This window comes from Sphingobacterium sp. B16(2022), from assembly GCF_012030425.1.
In the GTDB taxonomy this organism is placed as follows: domain Bacteria; phylum Bacteroidota; class Bacteroidia; order Sphingobacteriales; family Sphingobacteriaceae; genus Sphingobacterium; species Sphingobacterium anhuiense.
Genome location: NZ_JAAUVN010000003.1, coordinates 548,623 through 568,322 on the forward strand (window position 1 = coordinate 548,623; position 19,700 = coordinate 568,322).

Genomic DNA, 19,700 nt, shown 5'->3' on the forward strand with positions numbered 1-19,700 from the left:
TTACTGTCGTTTTATTAACTGTAAAAAATGAAAATAACCTATTAAAAACCCAACTTATTGACCAAATCTTTACAAAAGTCAGTAAGCTGAGCTATCTAGAAAAGGTACTTTTGTATATGTGTAAAAATATACGATTAACTTTACTAGTGCTTCTATTAATACTTTTAGTACCTATTGAGAAGGTTTTTTCCCAAATTGGAGCAGGAATAAAATTAGGTGGAAATTTATCTCATGCTGATGGACTATCATTCCGTTCAGCAAATCGGATAGGTTTTCAAGCCGGAGGTATACTAAGTTATCATTTTAGGCCTAACATGGCTATCCAAGTAGAGCCCACGTATAATGTAACACGTGTCAGAACAAATTCTGAAACTGTGGATCAGGTTAACGGTATTGCAAAAGGAAACAAGGCCCTCCAGTTCTTTGATTTCCCTGTATTATTTAAGTTAGACCTGACATCAAATTTTGCATTATTAGGTGGCCTTGAATTCAATAAACTATTGAATGAAGATAAATATCTACTGAATAATGGAGAAGAGGCATTTAATAGAGGTTCCCGAATGGGTTACACTTTTGGATTAGAATTGGGAAAATTGTATTTCCGATATCGAAATGTAGAAAGAAAAACTGGTGTATACCACAACTGGAATACGAGTATTTCGCAATATCAAATAGGCGTTAAATGGAACCTTTTCTAGAAGCCTTATAAAAAGAAGTATCTAAATTCTCGGTTAAAGTTCATCTAAATGTGATTGTTTTCAATCGGATGTAAAATAAATTTGTTTATTTTTCCATTCAGGATAAGGATACTTAACAGATTTAAATTTTAAACTTAATAAACCAATTCAAACTTTTATAATAATGCTATCTAAATTATTTCTTCTTCAGAGTTGCATGATCTTCCTGTTCATATTTAGTGTTCCTTTAAAAGCACAGACACAGCAGACATTTACAGGTTGGAGTGCCGCATTTTTCACTTACAAAATAAATCCCCGGTTCAGCATACATTTTGATGGACAAGCTCGAAGTACAGATCAACTCAAAGACATACAATCCTTTATTATCCGACCGGGATTGAATTATCATATCAAGAACAATATGATTGCCTCTTTAGGGTATACCTACATCGGGAACCAAAGAAATATTAGCGCTATCCATGGCTGGGTACCAGAACATCGCATATGGGAGCAATTTATTATAAACCAAAAATTTACCGTTCTAAATCGACCTTTCACACTGCAGCACCGTTTTAGATTAGAACAGCGCTTTATGGGCCAACCTATTGTTGAGCAAAACGAGCTGGTTACGGACCGTTACGATTTTGCCCAAAGACTGCGCTATTTCACCCGTGCCATTGTCCCTGTTTCCGAAACCACTAGTTTTACTGATGGTGCTTTCATTGCACTGCAAAATGAAATTTTTGCACATATTCAAAATGCCCCCAATGGTAAGTTATTTGACCAAAACAGAGCTTACCTAGCACTAGGATGGCGGGTAAATCCAAAATTTGATATAGAAGCAGGTTACATGAATCAATATAGCCTAGTCAGAAGTAATAAGACTGTAAATAATATCATACAGGTCGCAGCTTATCTCAGATTATAAACGATAGTGCTCTTTGATTTAAAAAGGTAGCATATTATGCTCCATTTATATCATTCACGGATTATTCGCGTTAATTAACGCGTTTTTTTGCAAAAGGATTAAACGATAAACCAGCATTAAAATAAAAAGATGGATCCGTAGATGCTTCATAAATAAAATCATTCTGAGATTTGTTTTTCTCTGATATTCGAGATCTTAACGAATTTCTCATCCCGGTTTTGACCATAGCTATAAAAGAACGGCCCAGATTGTGTTCATAAAGCAGCCCTGAATTCAAATTCATCTGATTGAAGATCTGGACGCTCGATAATCCAGCAAAATCATAGATATAGAAGGTATTATTATCAAGCTCCGATCCAAAAGATGCACGTCCATTACCCAAAATAGTTTTACGAAGATAAACGGCTTTCGGCAACACGACATCGACCACCCAGCCCTGTTGATACTGTCTCTTATATGTAAAAGTAGGTATCACAGGTACAAGGGCACTTGGGTCCAATAAACCGACCACACCTAAGGTCATCTGCACCTCACGGGTAGCTTTTAGAACCAAGTTTCCCATCAGCATACCACGAACACGTTCAAAGCCTTTCTCACTTCCATCAGTCATCAAACTCGCGCTATAAATAGCCATTTTCCCAAATAATCTTGAGTAGTAAGTAAAATTTAATGATTCATGGTGATAGTGATAATCTTGCTTCTCCTGATATATTTGCCGTGTACTCAAATCAGGTTGCAGCAGCTCTACAGAAAGATGCCGATAACCCACAAGCGTTCCTAAAGTCCAATTTTTTCTCTTCATCAAGTTGACATTCATACTGGCATTCGCTTGATTCATATTTTGAACCTCTCCCTTAGGAAGTGGATTCTTTAAATACTTTGAAGCATATTTAAACCCACCAACAATTTCGTACTCCAGATTCAGTACGCGGATCGCCGGAAATTTATCCGCAATAATAGCACGGACTTTGTCTGGGATACTGTCTTTTGTCTGGGCTTTGGTAACAAAAGTGTAAATGCCTATTCCAAATATGAGCAAAATCTTTTTTAACATATAACAATGGATAAATGGTTGATAAAACGGTACAAGAATATCCTAAATGTGGATATGAAAAATACATTTTAGACGAAACACCCTTTATTTTATACAAAAGATCCTTTCTTAGAATAATATAGAACGCACACCATACTACTTCAATTACTTTGGTATAAAAAAAAGCACTCTTGGTATAAAAGAAATTAGAGTAGGCTCAAAAAAAATTACTTTTGTTCCTATACAGTAACATTATTACTAAGAACTGATGCAAGATTTTAAAAATGGAATAATCATACGTTACTTGACCGAAAAAAAATATAGGGTCCTCCGCCACAGCGTATTTGTAGTGGGGCTCCTTTTGCTTTTTTTCAATTCAGACATGAAGACAGAGCTATCTGATCCATATAAAACCTATCTACATTTATCAGTATGGATCGTTTTTGTATGTATGTTCTACATCAACATGTATCTGCTGATACCACGTTTTTTTTTCAAGGGAAGGTATGAGATCTATATAATATTATTAATCTTATTGGTTATTGGAAGTTTACTGATCGTCATGTATGTTTCCAATTATATGCATGTTATAACGGCTGCAAATTTAAAAGTTGATAAGCGGCAAAACATGAATTTTTTCAACGGGATCTTAGTCAGTATTCCCATTATTTTGACAACCACAACACTGAAACTTTTTAATCGTTGGATCAAAGACAATAAGAGAATATCTGAACTCAAAAACCTGGCCCTAACATCTGAGTTAACTTCCCTAAGAAACCAGATACAGCCACACTTTTTGTTTAATATGTTGAATAATGTCAAAGCACTGATACGGAAAGATCCTGAAATGGCAACGGAAGTCATTATCAAACTATCGGATTTTTTAAGATACCAGCTTTACGAAAATGATAACGATAAAACACTTTTAACTGGAGAAATAAACTTTATAACCAATTTTCTAAAATTGGAAGAAATAAGAAGAGATCATTTGAAAACGACCATACAATGCGAACCTGAACTCGTTAAAAAAAATATTTTCTTACCTCCGCATATTTTTACGGCCTTTATCGAAAATGCTATAAAATACAGTTTAAGTGCGACAGAAGGAACGTCCTTTATTCATATTTCCTTTATGGCAAGTGATGGGCAGCTTCACTTTGAATGCCGCAATTCCAAAGATCCAAAACTAGCCCTCAATCCTAACAAAAAATATAGCGGGCTGGGCCTCACCAATACTAAACGTAGGTTAGAATTGTTATATCAAGATGATTATCAGTTAAATATTACTGTTCAAGAAACGGAATATAGCGTAAAATTAACGATCCCAATATGAAGTGTATTATAGTTGATGATGAACCTCTCGCTCGTGAAGAAATGAGCAATCTGGTACAAGAAATTTCAGCCCTTGAGATTGTAGGGGAATTTTCCAGCGCTATTGGGGCAATGGAATTTTTAAAAAATAATGCTGTTGATCTGCTATTTCTGGATATTGAAATGCCGACCATCAATGGTCTTGATTTTGCACAGTCATTGCCTACAGATAAATTAGTGATTTTAACGACAGCATATAATCAGTATGCATTGCAGGGGTATGAACTTGACGCAATTGACTATCTCTTAAAACCGATCAAAAAGGAGCGACTAGCAAAAGCGATAACGAAAGCAATCGCTTACCAAAAACTGTTGACATTTCATGAACAGAAAAACACATTTGAAGCCAGCAATGACAATTCTATACTGATAAAATCAGATCGAAAATATTATAAAATCACCTTTGATGAAGTCAAATTCATTGAAGCCCTAAAAGATTATGTCGTGATCTATACTCGCAACAACAAACTGATCACAGCCATGAACTTAAAAACAATCCATCAAAAACTGAACTCCGAACTCTTTATCCGGGTAAGTAAATCTTACCTGATCAATATGTCATTTATCGATTCTTTCGATAGTCATACCATTTACATAGACGATGCAGAGATACCGATAGGAGAAATCTATCGCAACGATTTTTTCCAAAAATATACAAGTGGTCTTTTATAAGAGTTCATTCGATTAGGCAACATCAAAGCGTTCCAATAAATCAACTCGAATATTATGGCTGTCCAACAGATTGGTTAACTGGTCAATAGAACAGCCAGCTGTTTCTACTCGAAAAATCGAATCTTCATCGTCAAGATCTACTGTAGGGGAAAACACTTCCGGCATATTCAATTGCAATAATTGCATCAAAAAAATTTTGCTCTCTACTGTTTTTATTGAACTCTTAAAAATTAATACCTGCTTAACCATGTTCTTTGAATTAGTTTTAACCAAATTATTCTGACTCTATCAAACCGGAATAGAGCATTGTTAAACAAATCTACTCGATATGGACTTACCAGATTTGAATTTTATACCAAAAGGTTAGATTATTATACGAAAATAGTCATATCAGCAGAATAACCGCAATATACTCCAGTACCTGCTCCAGCTAGCTTTAAGAGTATTAGATTTAATACTGAGTATAAATATAATTTGACAAGCACCCCAATATCAGATATCAGCCTGAAATAAGATGGAAGCAGTTTTTGTTAGATACAATTAGTACCAGAAAAGCACTGCATAAATGACCACGCTTTCTTGTACTAATTGTATGCAGAAAATATTTAAATGTGATGATTTAGTTACCCCAGTTTTTATTGGCTTTATCACCCATAACAAATTCAAGTATCCCCCCTTTAAGAATATCCGCATGATCTAATTGTGCTGTATTCAAAGGTTGGCCATTCAATTTGGCCGACTGAATATATTTATTTTTTTCCGAAGCATTTTTTCCGATAATAACAAAAGACTTGCCATTGGGAAGTTGTATACTCGCTTTTGAGAAGAATGGAGAACCTATGCTATAAGAAGTAAGTCCAGGAGTTACCGGATAGAATCCCATCTGTGAAAAAACAACAAACGCTGACATACCCCCTCCGTCCTCATCTCCAGGTACTCCCATCAAGTCGTTTCTAAACCATTCTCCTACCAATTTGTGAATCCGTTTTTGTGTCATCCAAGGCTGTCCCGCATAGTTGTATAGATATGGAATATGGAGCGAAGGTTCATTGGCCATAGAGAATTGTCCTACATTTCCGGTATGGTCAGGAAGCTGCGCATAAAAATCAAATTTAGATCTGCCCAAAGGTTGCTGGAACATATCGTCTAAATATTGAATAAACAGTTCATTACCACCCATCAATTTGATAAGATCCGGAATATTATGCTGTACATCCCAGCGGTATATCCAGGCATTATTTTCGCCATAATATTCACGCGCCCCCTGTCCTCCTGAAAACACATAATCAAAAGGCATAATAAATTTTCCTTTATCGTCCTTTGGATGGAAAAATTTAGTTTGCTCATTGAATAGATTCCTATAGTTGAATGACTGTTTCATAAACAGTTCATAATCCGCTTTCATACCTAGCTCGTTGGCCAATTGGGCCAAGCACCAAAGATCATAGGACGTGCCCAAAGTTACTGCTACAGGTTGTCTTTTTTCAAAACCATTAACCTCAGGTATTGTTTCTTTCTCATTAGGGTATAGTGCAGGTATATAGCCTTTTTCTTTAAAAAAATCATCCAATTTTCCGGCAGGTTTACCTGACCATGGCGCTAAAGTTTTTTCAGTAATGGCTCCCTTGGCCGCTAAATACGCTTTCTTAATATCGAAATTACGTACTCCTTTTCGGTAAGCATCCAACAAGGTGGCGACACCATGATTGGAATTCATTCGCCTGCTATCGCCAGTTATTTCAGGAAAAGTAGGCAACCAAGGTTCCTTCATTTGTTCGGACATCCGAACAAATGAATTCAAAATCAAGGCTTCATTATCCGAATCGAGCAATACCCGAAGCGGATGATGCGCCCTGTACGAGTCCCAGATCCAATCATCTGTAAAAAATGCTTTCCCTTGATCATCATGTACTTTTCCGTCAAATGCACTGTAATAGCGATTATCCTCAGAAATATTAACAGGACGCTCATAGGTCCGATATAAAGAAGTATAAAACACTTTTTTATCCGATTCATTTTCACCTTCTACAGCAATTTTCCCTAAAGCCTCATTCCAGATCTTTCGTCCATTGGCGGCTAATTTCTCTTGGTTAAAATCCGTAATCTCACGTTTCAGATTGGCTTTTGCCTGTGCAACGTCGATAAAAGAAATACCGTACTTCATCCGTAAGGCTGATCCAGATTGGTCAAATTGCAATACGATACAGGCATTTTTACCTGCAACTTCAGTACTTTTTTCCACTTTCGAGCCTTTCAAACCACTAATCGCTACTGGTTTTGATTCAGGCACAGCATAGATATAGACACGGGTACCGTTACCGATATCCTGGGAACCGGAAAGCCCCTGACCATCCCACAGCAATTTTCCTTCATGTGAATTGAACTGCAGATACTTGTTTGATTTGGTAGGAAAAGTAAAGGTGTACATACCCGACTGATGTGATACCGCATAATCGACTTTGATATCCTCCTGATCCAACTGTACCGAATAAGAATAGGGATTTATTTCTTCCTGATCATAACTGTACAGTTGCACGGGTTTCAGATCGGATGGTAATTTTATCATCGGACTCAAGTTAAAAGCCGATTTTCCACGGTGACTCGTAACAATAAGCGGAAGACCAAATAAGCGATCTGAAGTGAAGTCCGCTCGCTCAGGATAAACCCGCAACATACTATTTGGTAGATGAACGGTCGGGTAAGTCGGCACCAATAAATGACTGATGTTTCCCATATAAGGATTGACATAATCCACATATTCTTTGGGGCCTTGAGTCTGAGAAAAACCTTTTAGCAAAAAAATCGAAAGAAAAGAACAGCAATATATTGTGCGTAATAGCGTATTCGATTTATGTTTAATAATCTTTTTTAACATGGTAAACAATTAAGTAATCAACGGTTTAAGGAAAAATAACATTTAAGATCTTAAAGATAATTTATTTTGACAATATAGGGTCTATTTATAGCAGTATTATTTAGAAACTGTGATCTGTCCCGTTTGTTTTACTTTTTTAAACTGCCGTCCTTATATATTCCAGTTTATCCACAGCTATTCATCGTAACCAATTATTAAATTTGCTAACTTTCAGAGTATGGTACGGTCAATCAATCTTCATCTTGTCCAGAAAGACACCTACCTTAAAACCACTGTAACTTCCTCAATAACAACGCGCAAATGAGATTAACATTTTCATGATTGTTAAAAGAACCACTAGCGTTTAACATCATAAAATATTCACGTCTACCGGGGAGCAAGAGTAAATATTTAAATTCCTAACTTTAGATATAAAATCTATAAGCATACCATGTCGGAGTTATTCAGAAAACATTTAGAAAAATTCGTTACGATTGATGATGAGACGTTTCATGAAATATTGAAATATTTTCACACAAAACAGGTCGCCAAAAAAGAAAATTTACTGCAGGAAGGCCAAGTTTGCAAGCACCATTATTTTGTTGTTCATGGTTTACTCCGTAAATTCTTTATCAATGAAAAAGGTACCGAACAAACGACAGAATTTGCTATCGAAACCTGGTGGCTCACCGATAATATTGCATATGAGCATAAACAAACGACGTCCTGTTACATTCAAGCAGTAGAAAAAACGCAAGTGCTATATATAGATCAGGAAAGTCAAGAAAAACTTTTAGCTGCATTTCCGGTTATGGAACGCTATTTTCGATTTATCTATCAAAGAGCATATGCCGCCGCACAGTTGCGCGTACACTATCTTTTTTCATTATCTAAAGAGGAGTTTTATTTAAGTTTGGCGCATAAACACCCTGAATTTGTACAAAGAGTACCTCAATATCTTATTGCCTCTTTTCTTGGTTTTACGCCAGAATATTTAAGTGAAATCCGGAAGAAAAGTGTTTCTTAAACCAGTTTAACTTTTTAAAATTTTACAATACCCATTTTTGTACTGTTAACAATAAATATTAAAAAAAATAAAACTATGCAAAATCGTATTAATATCGGTTCGGTAGAACCCAATGCATTAAAGGCAATGATGGGCCTTGAAACGTATATCTCTCAAGCTCCGATTTCAAAATCGCTAAAAGAGCTTATTAAAATTCGTGCTTCTCAAATTAATGGATGTGCTTATTGCATCGATATGCACACCAAGGATGCGTTGAAAAACGGAGAAACAAACCAACGTATTTTTCTGCTAAGTGCATGGCATGAAACACATGATATTTTTACCAAAGAGGAAAAGGTAGTGCTAAAAATTACAGAAGAAGTAACACTAATCCATAAAAACGGATTAACTGACGAAACCTACGACAAAGCTTTAAAGTTCTTTTCCGATAATCAGATTGCTCAAATCATCATGGCAGTTGTAGTGATTAATGCCTGGAACAGAATTGCAATCAGTGGCCATCTAAAAATAGAAGAAGCCCACGGATAAAGCTCTTTAAAAGAAACCGTATATTTTCTTATCTACGGTTTCTTTCCAACTCACTTACCTTCTCAACTACTAACATCTTAACTTGCTAACCTCTTAGCAAGTGACACAATAATCCAGCGACGTAGTAAATTGTTAAAACCTACTCACCACATAAGTTTCTAACATTTAAACAAGTATACAGTCTCCTTCGAAACACTTATTCACACATTTCAACACGTTTTCCACATTTTGTTAACAACACAGAAAGACAAAATGGAAATTTGCACTAAAACAACCTCAAAAAACCGCTTTCCACAGTTTTACTGACAATATGTGGAGAAAGTAATTAACATTGTTAGCTCAATAATGTTAATTAACAAAAATTCAATTTCTATCAACAAGATATGCACTTATGAACATAAAACGCAGATAAAAGACGAGATTCAAACTATTTACACCGAACACCAAACTTTAATTTATTGAGTTATCAACATGTTATCCACACATTAGCGATATTTAATTACTGAAAAATTTGAATTCGTCAAAAATATGCGCAAATAACACTAAAATCGAACATTGTGCATATTATGTGGAAAAAGTAATCCACACCTATTCAACATCCAATTTCATTCACACAAAAACAACTATTACTCACAATATGTGGATATCTTGGCATTTATCATTTACAATTAAAGGTTCTCAAAATTATTTATCACCTGTATCGTACAATTTTTCCACTTATATTAACATGTTATCCACATTTTATAAACATCCTTTATAAAACAAAAATAACGGTATTCAAAAAAATGAAAATTAGGGGTCAATTAACCATTTTGTGAACAGCATGTGGAAAAAGTAATTAACATTACTAAATAGTATATTCTGCCCAGCTATAAGATGTATAAAATTTAAAAAAGAAATTTTCAACTAATAGCAACGTATACCCGATATAAGGTTAGTATAATCCAAAAATAAAATCGAATGCATTTTTTTTAAAGCATGATGATCGGGATAAAATAAGCAATCACTAAAAAAACAGGTCGGTAAAAAGAATTTATTGTGCTTATGGATCGGGGTCGACAATCGAAATTATCTCAAATAAAGGATAATTCTGATTGAATTACAATAATTTTTAAAAATATCAAGATTCATGTTGCCACATATAAACCGCCTTATTTATGCCAACAGACGCTTTTACGAGAATTTAAACGCTTTAAGCCAAAAAATATTAGCCATTGGTTAACTTTTGTACAGATAAAATACTTATATTGCATAGCTATATGATGAGGACCTAAGATATTTCAATGGCTAGAAAAACTTACCAAGGAGAAAAAAACAACAAAAGTAGAACGATGAATAAGCTGATTCAGGCTGTTGGAATTGTTCTAAAAAATAAAGGATATACTGGATTAACGGTCAGTAATATTACAGCCGAAGCTGGTGTAGATAGAAAACTCGTCTCTGTTTATTTTGGTTCCGTAAACAATCTCATTGAAACCTATATTAAAGGTAAAAACTATTGGGATACCATTAACGAAAGTGCGATAAATCTCTTAACTACTGCTCCCGAAACAAGTACACGCCTCATTCTTGAAAATCTATTATTGACGCAACTTGAACATTTCACGAACGACGAAGAAATGCAAAAAGTTGTGCTCTGGCAGATTAGTGAAAATACAGAGCTCATGGCTCACGTGATAGCAAACAGAGAGGAAATTTACCCCTTACTTTTTCCCAAAGCCGATCAGGAACTAAAAGATCAACAAGTAGATCTAAGAGCGATTTCAAGTATCTTGGTTGCCGGTATTTATTATCTTGTCCTGCATACCAAAACAACTAATAGCACATTTTGCGAAATAGACCTCACAACAGACCAAGGAATGGGAAGAATTAAAACAACAATTAAAAAAATATTAGAAGATACCTATAGCATAGTTTAGCGTGGCCAAGTCACGAAGTGACGGAGCAGAACCCGAACTTTCCAACCTACTCACGCTCCAACGACCTAACAGTATCACGTTCTTTATAACATCATTATGTGACTTCATTACATTGGATATACCTCTCATAATCACTAATTTTAATCAGTGTTAAGCATATAATAATTATGAGAATTATGAAAAAGAACCTAATATTATCTTTATTTGCCCTGGTCGCGCTATGTCTAGGACAACAAGCCAAAGCTCAAGTATCAGTTAGTACTGCCCCTGTAACGGTCAACATTGATTTGCAGGCAGCCGTCCTGTCCATTGCTTTAGATGCAGCACCAACGGTCAACTTTGTTTATGGAACAGCAGCAGAATATACGGCTTCCAAAACAGTTACAAAACCGGGACATCTCACGGTGATCAGTAATAAACCTTATGATTTAGCAGTAAGTGCCGACGGGCTATTTACCTCTTCAAACTCAACTAATACCACAAATCTTCCTGCGCTGGGCATAGTGGGCATAACCGTTGATGCCGCAACCCTACATGGAGGAACTCTGACCCCCATAACGGCACTAACACAGGTTGATCAAGAATTTATATCGGCGGCCAATGCAGAAATAAATGCAGTTTATAATATCAGCTATACTATAGCAGATCCAAGTTCATTAATTTCTTTACCTTTAGAGGTTTATACCACAACGGTAACGTATACCGCAACACAATTGTAAACAAATCAGTAGCACACTTTATCTTAATCTGTGAAATTTTATTTAACGCTAGTTTTTCTATACCTAAATACCCTGACCTATGCTCAGGGTATTTCTGTTTCGCCTTCCCGTATTTTTTTTAAGGGAGAGGCTGGGCAGACAGTCAGTCAAACCATTTCCTTTAGCAACACCTCAACATCCGAATTCTATTTTGTAGCAAATATGAAAGACTGGGATCGTGATTCCTTAGGTGTCAAAAAATATTACCCTGTAGGCCAGCGCAAGCAATCCAATGCCACATGGTTATTGCTATCGGAAAACTCTGTCCGGTTAGCACCGGGCGAGACTAAAAATATCAATCTCAATATGACCATTCCGCATGAAGCCACCTCGCTTGTATTAACCAATAGCATGCTATTTTTCACACAGGTAAAAGAACAGAAAGGTGAACTTCAAAAGGGCGTGAACATGAACGTCCTCCTTGAAATGGGCATCCAGATTTATCATGTCCCTACTGGCCTGTCAACTGGAGATCTGGAATTTTTAGCTTTTGAAGATAAAGGTCTCATCACGCCGGAAGGCGGCAATAGCGTCCGGAAAATGCTTGTTAAAGTGAAAAACACGGGGCAGATCAATAAAGATGCTTACGTTCGTTTCGAACTGACCAATATCGAGACTGGAGAAGAGGTCCCGGTAAAATCAATTGCAATAGCAATGTTACCCGAGGCAGAACAATGGATTCAACTGGATTTACCAGCAACACTCAAAGGACGCTACCTCGCTGTAGCTATCCTAGATGCCGGAACTCAATATGACTTGAAAATTGCAGAAAAAGAAATTACATATTAAGAGCGCCCTCACACTAGCAGCAAGCTTGTACACCATACATGTACAGGCTCAAATCAATGTGAATCTACCAGCAGCAAATATCACCGCAAGAACAGATTATCAACAAAATTTCACATCCGGCAACTATGCCTCTGCACTCGGCCTATTGCCTACAATCGGTGTCAAGTCCAATACCGCTAATTTCAGTAATACGCTTGGAGGTAATGGTCCTGCTCCACTCAATTTGGCACATATCAAGCTGGTCTCTATTAATAATCTCACGGTTTTGGGTACTTTTACAGAAATTGCACTTTCCACAACCAATCAAAATATATTTGCAGCAGTTGCCAGTGTTGCTTCTGGCACTGTCCTCAACAATTTACGCTTGGCTACAGCTGGCTTCACTTGGGTGGCAGGAACATATACTGCTGAGCTGTTTTTTTTAGCTCCCGGTCTTTTAGGAGGGAATGTGATCACTCCTGCAACGCATACGATGAATGTTATTGTTCCTTCTTTCATAACGCCATTAACCACAGCAGGAACGACCAGCATTTTAGTTAACAATTTGAGTTTTTATCGTACACCCGCAGGTATTAGTGCAAGTAAAGCCCTTAGTCTTACAAACACCGTAAATTATAGACCAAGTTTACAGACAGGTAATTCAAATTTCAGTTTTAGCACCACATTGCCTTACAATAGCCTGCCGGTCACTCCTGTTTCTTCAGTGGCAACCACTCTAACGGCAATCCCTACAGCAACGCCTATAACACTATCAACCACAGCTCAGGGATTAACCCCCGTTGCTGGACTTGCTGTACCCACAAATAATTCGCAGACATTGAATTACGCATTCTCAATTGATGCGACAAAACTTAAAACAGGATTTTTACAGGCAGGAACCTATTCAGTACCGATCACTTACACCTGGAACAAGCCAACTGCTACCTATCCTACAGGAACTTTACAAGCGCAGGGTGTTGGCAGTCTGGAGGTTGTGGTCAGCGATCTAAGTGAAATAATAGCAAACCAATCAACAGTTAACTTAACCTTTTCAACAGCTAGTCATTACCAGAACGGTGTTAACCAAGATATGCCAGCGCACTTAAAATTGAGTAAAACCACGCCTTATAACGTGTATGTAAGAGCCACTTCGGCAAACTTTGCCTCTGGAGTTAATAGCGTTCCACTAAATGTCATGCGGATAGGACCGATGCCAGGTCAAACCGGTATGCAGACCGTAACCTTGTCTGCCACCGCACAGCAACTTATTAATGGAGCTGACCCTGTAATCGACAGATCCTTAAATATCAGATACAGCATTCCTGCATCAGAAACTTCAAAATTGCTCAACAAACCGGCAGGAACATATACAACGAATATCATCTTTAGTTTTGTGGCTCCTTAAAAACGTTTAATACCCACTTTTCTACGCTCATCTTTATAATTAAAATCTTGGAGATAAACGGTTCCTTTTTCACTTAGATCAATTTCCTGATTCGGATTTTCAATCGAAAAGGGCATACCTGCCGTCGGTATTGTTACATTGTAATTCCCTAATGGCAGGAAAAAGGTAAAGTTGCCATCAGCATCACTCAATGTCGTGAACGTATTACTTTCCTTATCGACTGCATTAATCCGAATACCGGATAGCTCCGGATTTGTTTGCAGGTATTTACCTGCTATAGGCTTAATTCTACCTTTTAAAATTCGTGTTTTCACCAAAGGAATAGCTAGCCGTTGATTTTTTGTTAGAACAATACTGATGGGTCCCTGAGCTACCCAGCCTTGATTATTTTCAACAAGGACAGCATATGAACCCTTAGCCATATTTAAAAATTTCACCCGTCCTTTTCCATCGGTACTCGCTACATCTTCGGCAATTTTAACCACAACTGCTTCGGGAGTTGCTTCATCAGGATCTTTAACGCCATTTTTATTCTTGTCGTCAAAAAACGACAACTGCAACATATGTCCTTTCGCACTATTAAATTTGGAAAATTTCTTTTCAATACCTACTCGAAACTGTCGGTTATTAAACGATATGGTTTCTACAGCATTTGCCTCAGATAGATAATTGAGAGGAAGGCGGTTGCGCATAAAATTATAAAAGATGTCAGCAGTGAGACTCCAGTTCCCTTTTAAATGCCATTTGGCATTTCCGTTAACCGATAAATTATTACTTCGGGAAAATCCATAATAGCTGTACATACCCGCTACCTGTGCCTGCAGCGTTCCCTTAAAACTATTGATCTGCATATTAGGTCCAAAAGAATAAATTCTAAAATTTGCATCCGATGCTGTAGCAAGCAAATCGTTTAAGTAGTAAGGATTTATTTGGATATAGGTATTAAAACCGATAAACCGATATCCATAGGTACCCGTCACACGCAACGAATGAAAGGGAGAAAGCGGCTTATTGGAAGTATTCTTATACGTATAGCCATAATCTGTGCGCAGGGAAAAGCGATGTCCCGTACTAAAAAAATTGATATCACCGATTCCTCTAATGGCATTTGATTTCCAATTTGCAGGACCGATACCTGGAATTCCAAAGCCTTGATAATCCACTTCCTGAAAAATAAAATAAGGCCTAAAATCCAGTTGAAATTTGCCCAGACCAGTATGATAACCAAGCTCATAAATCTGGATCCGACTAGGATTATTAATGTAATAATCTTTATACCTTTCCTGAAATTTGGGATTATTATCCAGATAACTGATCCGGGCAGCGATACTTTGATTATTTTCTAACACCTTACTGATTCGGGTATCACTCTGTATTAAACCCCTCCGCAAACCAGTATAATAGGGTGAGCTGTAATAATTCATACTCATTATCTGATACTGTTCTGTGCTATAGTTATAATTAATACCCATGGCAAAGGCATGTTTGCTTCCATTATAATCTGTACGCTCCATACTGTACCCCCCTTCCAGCCCCAATTGTTGCTGTGCATTGAACCGGACTGCAGTCTTTCCGCTTACCTGATCGCTCTTGATCTCACGATAACTGTGTTCACGATGTAAATAGGTGAGGTAACTTTCCTGATTATCCTCCGATCGAACAGCATAATTAGCTCCGATAATTTTCGCGCCAGGAATCAAATTCTGCAGCTGACTGAAAAGCATATAATTATTTTCGACTCCGTAGAGACTGATCGAGCGATTTTCACTAAATTTATAACTCGCTTTAACTCCTCTTCCACTAATCGTCTGATCCAGATTTTCATAAATATTCCCGACTTTAACGCCCCAGTCTTTATCTTGATAATCGATATAGGTGTCATAAGCATTTAACGCCTTTTGTTCCTGATAATAATCGATATTCAGTCTGTAGTTCAGGTTTTTGTTTTCTTCGAGCTCCAGATCTCCATAAGCCTGAAACTGATAAATAGAATTTCCTTGTCCTAAACTGAGGTACTGCAAGGCAACCGTATTATTAATAAAATCACTTTCAAGATTGTTAATAGCTCCAAACCGCTTAACACTTCCAACCCGCATAATTCGGACACGACTAGCCGCTAAGATTCGGCCCTCTTCATCAATCCCCTGCATGACAAAGTCAAAATCCTGAAAACTACTTTTATACCGCATAGTAGCCGTTAAAGGTAGTAGTGTCTGCCCCCCAGGCTGTAAGGTAACCTGCATAACGTCTCCGGTAATGGTAAAGCCTTGAGGATAGCCTGAAAAAAGAAGCTTAAATGTAATCGGTACAAGTCCAAAATTTGATGCCTGCACGAGCAACTGTACCTGATTGGTGGAAAGATCCAAATAATACGCTGGCTGTTCCGTTTGTAACACAAGTGTTTTTTCATCATTCAATTTGATGAAAAAAGATACCGGTTTGGGTAAACGGATGGATTGATCATCACTAGAAAAACCGATTGAAAAAGATTGATGATTGCTTTTTAAGGTATTCCGATCACCCATATACTTTAATGGGTAGCTTTTTTGCTCCCGAGCTTGTAATATAATTCGCTGCGGCAGCTTTATTAATCCCGATAAAGACATCGTCTCAACAGCTGAAGGGATCAGTTCGATGGTTTTATCCGTTAAATTACGGATACTGATTTTATTAGAAAATGTCTGACCTCCTGTTACGCTTACTGTATCCTGATCAAAGCTTATGGTCACATCGGCAACCTGTTGACTTTTCGCTTCGGATAAGAAAACACATGAGCAACACATCAGAAACAAGAAACTCCACAGACATTTTATGCGCATATCAGGAAATTCAAATTATAACAAAAATCAGTCTTAATTCGGTCAGTGAGAAATATATAAAGTCACATCTTCATGTTACGAAATAATCTCTACATCGACAATTGCGCAATCAGTTCGCCTTTACTGTTGATATTTAATTTTCGATATACACGTTTGATATAAATACGTACCGTATCTAATGATATTTTATATTCTTCAGCAATCAGCTTATAACTCAATCCTTCAACGATACCATTGGCTACCTGAAGCTCACGCGCCGTGAGCAGATCTTCGTATTTTTTTGAACTAAAAGCCTGGTTGATCAGTGCCCTATTGATTGTAGGACTGATAAAAGAACCTTGATTAAGCGTAATAAGTATGGCATGCACAAGATCCTGCATACACGTATCCTTCAGCAGATAACTGACGGCTCCGTTTCGAAAACATTTACGAACAATTTTTACATCCGTTAGATTAGTCAATATGATCACCTCAGACATTGGAAAAAGCTTTTTTACTTTTTCCATGATCAAGGTATCTTGGTGTTCAATATCGAGCAGCAACACATCAGGAACTGGAGATTTCTCCTCCCGGGTTAAATTGCAGTATTCCAAATCAAAAAGAATTGTTATAGGAATAGCGGTGCCACCCAACGTGTGTGTCACAAGAATACGCTTAATAGCTTCTCGAGCATGTGCGTTGTTATCAATAATTCCCACTTTAATCATAATACAGTTGTACTTAAAATTTAGGTGATCGGTTTATAAAAATATTCAAAACTTAAACTTGTTATTGAACATCTATACTATTGATTAAAGATAACTTTTTATAAGGATAAAATAGTTCATTTTCTTCAATATTAAGTATAAATACTGCTACCATATCAGTATTTCCGCAAACTAATTCTTCAGAAGTAAAGAATTACTTAACTTATATTCAGCAAATATCAATCATTTGCCTGAGCAACAAATGAAAACTTTAAGCAGAAAGAATCTTAACTATTAACTTTCTATTTTCCAACCTCACATAAAGTGACCTGATACGAAAGTAACGGCTGGGGCTGGTAAGCGGAGGGACAGCTTAACATCATGTAGATAGCAGTCAGGCCATTTGACCTTCTAACTTAATAACCATGATGCGCCAAACGCCTGTAAAGTAGAGGCTGGTGAAAGTGTGCGCGTTTCTATAACAACATTGTTGCCATATTGCCCTTTTAATGCTGGATAGAGCTGTCCATCATACGCAAGTGCTAGCCCATCATCAAACCAAAATAGAGGTAAATGCCGATTGCCAACATCAAAACAAAAATGACCGATAGCATTAAGATCTGTAGATTTAAGAACGATACAAGCACATGGTTTGATATATATCTGTATGGCGACCTCTGGAGAAGAATACACAAACTCTCCATCATCAAGAGCAGTACCGCCTGTCCGATGGAGGCGCACAAATCGGCCATCCCTTGTCTCACGACTCAAAACAGTCTTGTTGACTTCATACCAGTCAATCGCCAGTAGGTCTATGACCGAAGGATCAATTTCAGATGGAGTGATTAAATTTCTTTCTATAACAAGCATATCAGATCGGATTAACAGATCGCAATTTTTAAGATTTTTCCCTTAATCAAGACAGCCATCTATTTTTTATATCATTGATTTTTAATGACCAGTTTTATTATTAAACAGCACCTTACTGATGCGCAGTTCCTCCCCCTGTATAATCTGGTCAGAGGGCTGTCCACAAGTACATACAAACCGGTGATAATGTACTTCAAAATTCATTGCACATACTTTGCAGTAAGCAATGATGGGTAATAATCTCACCTCTAGCTCCAGATCCTGAAACAACGCTTCATCAAGCACGTAGGCTTCAAAAGCATTCTGAATCAGGATAGGCTGAATATTACATAACAATCCAGCCTCTATCTCCACTTTGATAATATCTTGCATCCGCCCCGGATAAGCTTCCTCCAACGTGCTAAAGATATCCCTTACGATCGATAGCTCATGCATCCACAACCTCCTTTTTTTTCGTCTTAGGACGAGCCTTAACCGCATTCGTTTTTTTAAGAGCAGGCCGTTTTTTCACCTCTTTAACAACCGGTACTGGAGCAACTTCCCTAGTACTTTCCTCAAGTTGATCTTCAGCAATACCTGCAAGTATAGACTCTTCCTTGATATGCTGTGTAAAATCCCAACATAATTGTCCAAGCATACCCATAAAATCGTAAAGCAGCTCGCCATCATTTCCTAAAGCCCGCAACATGACAATATCATCCGCAGCTTTTGTGAAACCGTACGTAATATCACTGTAATCCAAAGTCATAATTTCATCCAGCTCTTCCTTCAGTTCTTTCGCAAATAGGGCCGAAAAAATAAAAGTTGCCTGATGCGTATATCCTTCAAAGAATAACAGGCCTGTTATCGGTTGTTTTGCAGGTGACAGGAACTGGTTGTCCATCAGGATCAGCTTGTTGTTGCGGTATATCTTCGTCGTACTGTGTAGGCTGTTGAACAAAAAAGCCTCATTCATGTGTATACGCCCAGCACCGACAACATCCGCCCAGATCAAAACTGCATTACCTTCAAGATAGACACTGTTTTCATTTTTAAATATCGAATCCTTAAAAGGAGTAACTGGATGTGGAATATAATGAAAGACCGCGTCGTGCGCGATACGTGCAACAGTTGTCTGTCGGGCTCCGCGTTTCATCGGATGAATTTTATTGAAAGACTGTGTAAAAAGCTTCAATTGCGTGTCAGCTTTCATATTGATCTCAATATCCAAAGTATCATCATCCATAATACCGGGAGAAGCACTCATGATAATCATTTCCAGATGCTCCTGTAGCTTTGGGGCACCATAATGTGTGAGCTTATAAGGAGCATTGTGACAGCTTTCTTTCAATACACTATAGGTTCCCTCTTTAGCTACGTTTAGCTGAATTACACTTTCCATCTTA

Annotated in this window: 18 protein-coding genes; 10 read left to right on the plus strand and 8 right to left on the minus strand. The window is 37.3% G+C overall.

Annotated elements, in window-relative coordinates; translation table 11 throughout:
• Positions 1-146 precede the first annotated feature (146 nt).
• On the plus strand, positions 147-698 hold the full coding sequence (locus HCX49_RS16795; protein ID WP_168127690.1) for an outer membrane beta-barrel protein: 552 nt from the start codon (positions 147-149) through the stop codon (positions 696-698).
• A 163-nt stretch (positions 699-861) separates the two neighbouring features.
• A complete protein-coding gene (locus HCX49_RS16800; protein ID WP_168127691.1) occupies positions 862-1,605 on the plus strand; it encodes a DUF2490 domain-containing protein in 744 nt (247 codons plus the stop codon).
• 70 nt (positions 1,606-1,675) lie between these two features.
• Here HCX49_RS16800 and HCX49_RS16805 read toward each other — a convergent pair whose 3' ends face one another.
• On the minus strand, positions 1,676-2,659 hold the full coding sequence (locus HCX49_RS16805; protein ID WP_168127692.1) for a DUF6268 family outer membrane beta-barrel protein: 984 nt from the start codon (positions 2,657-2,659) through the stop codon (positions 1,676-1,678).
• A gap of 361 nt (positions 2,660-3,020) precedes the next feature.
• Here HCX49_RS16805 and HCX49_RS16810 point away from each other — a divergent pair, with 361 nt between their 5' ends.
• Entirely contained in the window at positions 3,021-3,971 is a 951-nt protein-coding gene (locus tag HCX49_RS16810; RefSeq protein ID WP_206368560.1) for a sensor histidine kinase, read from the plus strand.
• Entirely contained in the window at positions 3,968-4,681 is a 714-nt protein-coding gene (locus tag HCX49_RS16815; RefSeq protein WP_168127694.1) for a LytR/AlgR family response regulator transcription factor, read from the plus strand. The genes HCX49_RS16810 and HCX49_RS16815 overlap by 4 nt, the downstream gene beginning before the upstream one ends.
• A gap of 12 nt (positions 4,682-4,693) precedes the next feature.
• Here the strand turns inward: HCX49_RS16815 and HCX49_RS16820 are convergent, their stop codons facing one another.
• Both HCX49_RS16820 and HCX49_RS16825 read right to left on the minus strand, forming a co-directional pair.
• Entirely contained in the window at positions 4,694-4,867 is a 174-nt protein-coding gene (locus HCX49_RS16820) for a hypothetical protein (protein ID WP_168127695.1), read from the minus strand.
• Between the two features lie 433 nt (positions 4,868-5,300).
• Positions 5,301-7,556 (minus strand): GH92 family glycosyl hydrolase, encoded by a 2,256-nt coding sequence (locus tag HCX49_RS16825; protein WP_168127696.1) that lies wholly within the window; start codon positions 7,554-7,556, stop codon positions 5,301-5,303.
• 430 nt (positions 7,557-7,986) lie between these two features.
• Between HCX49_RS16825 and HCX49_RS16830 the strand changes: the two genes are divergently transcribed.
• The 6 genes from HCX49_RS16830 (at position 7,987) to HCX49_RS16860 (ending at position 13,940) form a co-directional block, all read left to right on the plus strand.
• The gene (locus HCX49_RS16830) at positions 7,987-8,562 is read left to right on the plus strand and encodes a Crp/Fnr family transcriptional regulator (protein WP_168127697.1); all 576 of its coding nucleotides are present in this window, start codon (positions 7,987-7,989) and stop codon (positions 8,560-8,562) included.
• Positions 8,563-8,637: 75 nt separating this feature from the next.
• Positions 8,638-9,090 carry a carboxymuconolactone decarboxylase family protein gene (locus HCX49_RS16835; protein ID WP_132769572.1) on the plus strand — a complete coding sequence of 151 codons (453 nt, stop codon included), beginning with the start codon at positions 8,638-8,640 and terminating at the stop codon, positions 9,088-9,090.
• A 1,283-nt stretch (positions 9,091-10,373) separates the two neighbouring features.
• Complete coding sequence (locus HCX49_RS16840; protein WP_168127698.1) at positions 10,374-11,009, plus strand: TetR/AcrR family transcriptional regulator; 636 nt, start codon at positions 10,374-10,376, stop codon at positions 11,007-11,009.
• Between the two features lie 176 nt (positions 11,010-11,185).
• Positions 11,186-11,728: a hypothetical protein gene (locus HCX49_RS16850; RefSeq protein ID WP_132769576.1), complete on the plus strand. Its 543-nt coding sequence runs from the start codon at positions 11,186-11,188 to the stop codon at positions 11,726-11,728.
• Between the two features lie 30 nt (positions 11,729-11,758).
• Positions 11,759-12,556 (plus strand): hypothetical protein, encoded by a 798-nt coding sequence (locus tag HCX49_RS16855; RefSeq protein ID WP_168127699.1) that lies wholly within the window; start codon positions 11,759-11,761, stop codon positions 12,554-12,556.
• Positions 12,531-13,940 carry a hypothetical protein gene (locus HCX49_RS16860; RefSeq protein ID WP_168127700.1) on the plus strand — a complete coding sequence of 470 codons (1,410 nt, stop codon included), beginning with the start codon at positions 12,531-12,533 and terminating at the stop codon, positions 13,938-13,940. The genes HCX49_RS16855 and HCX49_RS16860 overlap by 26 nt, the downstream gene beginning before the upstream one ends.
• Here HCX49_RS16860 and HCX49_RS16865 read toward each other — a convergent pair.
• The 5 genes from HCX49_RS16865 to HCX49_RS16885 all read right to left on the minus strand — a co-directional run bounded on the left by HCX49_RS16865 (position 13,937) and on the right by HCX49_RS16885 (position 19,696).
• On the minus strand, positions 13,937-16,759 hold the full coding sequence (locus HCX49_RS16865; protein ID WP_168127701.1) for a collagen binding domain-containing protein: 2,823 nt from the start codon (positions 16,757-16,759) through the stop codon (positions 13,937-13,939). The two genes, HCX49_RS16860 and HCX49_RS16865, sit on opposite strands and share 4 nt — an antisense overlap.
• 89 nt (positions 16,760-16,848) lie before the next feature.
• Positions 16,849-17,466 carry a LuxR C-terminal-related transcriptional regulator gene (locus HCX49_RS16870; RefSeq protein WP_168127702.1) on the minus strand — a complete coding sequence of 206 codons (618 nt, stop codon included), beginning with the start codon at positions 17,464-17,466 and terminating at the stop codon, positions 16,849-16,851.
• A gap of 390 nt (positions 17,467-17,856) precedes the next feature.
• Complete coding sequence (locus HCX49_RS16875; protein ID WP_168127703.1) at positions 17,857-18,315, minus strand: urease accessory protein UreE; 459 nt, start codon at positions 18,313-18,315, stop codon at positions 17,857-17,859.
• 81 nt (positions 18,316-18,396) lie between these two features.
• Entirely contained in the window at positions 18,397-18,750 is a 354-nt protein-coding gene (locus tag HCX49_RS16880) for a hydrogenase maturation nickel metallochaperone HypA (protein ID WP_168127704.1), read from the minus strand.
• Positions 18,743-19,696, minus strand: coding sequence for an urease accessory protein UreD (locus tag HCX49_RS16885; protein ID WP_168127705.1), 954 nt, complete (start codon positions 19,694-19,696; stop codon positions 18,743-18,745). Before HCX49_RS16885 ends, HCX49_RS16880 begins: the two co-directional genes overlap by 8 nt.
• Positions 19,697-19,700 lie beyond the last annotated feature (4 nt).

Coding starts and splice junctions, on each gene's coding strand:
- HCX49_RS16805 (WP_168127692.1), bottom strand. CDS start 2,659: ATGTTAAAAAAGATTTTGCTCATATTTGGAATAGGCATTTACACTTTT.
- HCX49_RS16820 (WP_168127695.1), bottom strand. CDS start 4,867: ATGCAATTATTGCAATTGAATATGCCGGAAGTGTTTTCCCCTACAGTA.
- HCX49_RS16885 (WP_168127705.1), bottom strand. CDS start 19,696: ATGGAAAGTGTAATTCAGCTAAACGTAGCTAAAGAGGGAACCTATAGT.
- HCX49_RS16835 (WP_132769572.1), top strand. CDS start 8,638: ATGCAAAATCGTATTAATATCGGTTCGGTAGAACCCAATGCATTAAAG.
- HCX49_RS16830 (WP_168127697.1), top strand. CDS start 7,987: ATGTCGGAGTTATTCAGAAAACATTTAGAAAAATTCGTTACGATTGAT.
- HCX49_RS16875 (WP_168127703.1), bottom strand. CDS start 18,315: ATGCTTGTTATAGAAAGAAATTTAATCACTCCATCTGAAATTGATCCT.
- HCX49_RS16810 (WP_206368560.1), top strand. CDS start 3,021: ATGAAGACAGAGCTATCTGATCCATATAAAACCTATCTACATTTATCA.
- HCX49_RS16850 (WP_132769576.1), top strand. CDS start 11,186: ATGAAAAAGAACCTAATATTATCTTTATTTGCCCTGGTCGCGCTATGT.
- HCX49_RS16865 (WP_168127701.1), bottom strand. CDS start 16,759: ATGCGCATAAAATGTCTGTGGAGTTTCTTGTTTCTGATGTGTTGCTCA.
- HCX49_RS16840 (WP_168127698.1), top strand. CDS start 10,374: ATGGCTAGAAAAACTTACCAAGGAGAAAAAAACAACAAAAGTAGAACG.
- HCX49_RS16870 (WP_168127702.1), bottom strand. CDS start 17,466: ATGATTAAAGTGGGAATTATTGATAACAACGCACATGCTCGAGAAGCT.
- HCX49_RS16880 (WP_168127704.1), bottom strand. CDS start 18,750: ATGCATGAGCTATCGATCGTAAGGGATATCTTTAGCACGTTGGAGGAA.
- HCX49_RS16800 (WP_168127691.1), top strand. CDS start 862: ATGCTATCTAAATTATTTCTTCTTCAGAGTTGCATGATCTTCCTGTTC.
- HCX49_RS16815 (WP_168127694.1), top strand. CDS start 3,968: ATGAAGTGTATTATAGTTGATGATGAACCTCTCGCTCGTGAAGAAATG.
- HCX49_RS16825 (WP_168127696.1), bottom strand. CDS start 7,556: ATGTTAAAAAAGATTATTAAACATAAATCGAATACGCTATTACGCACA.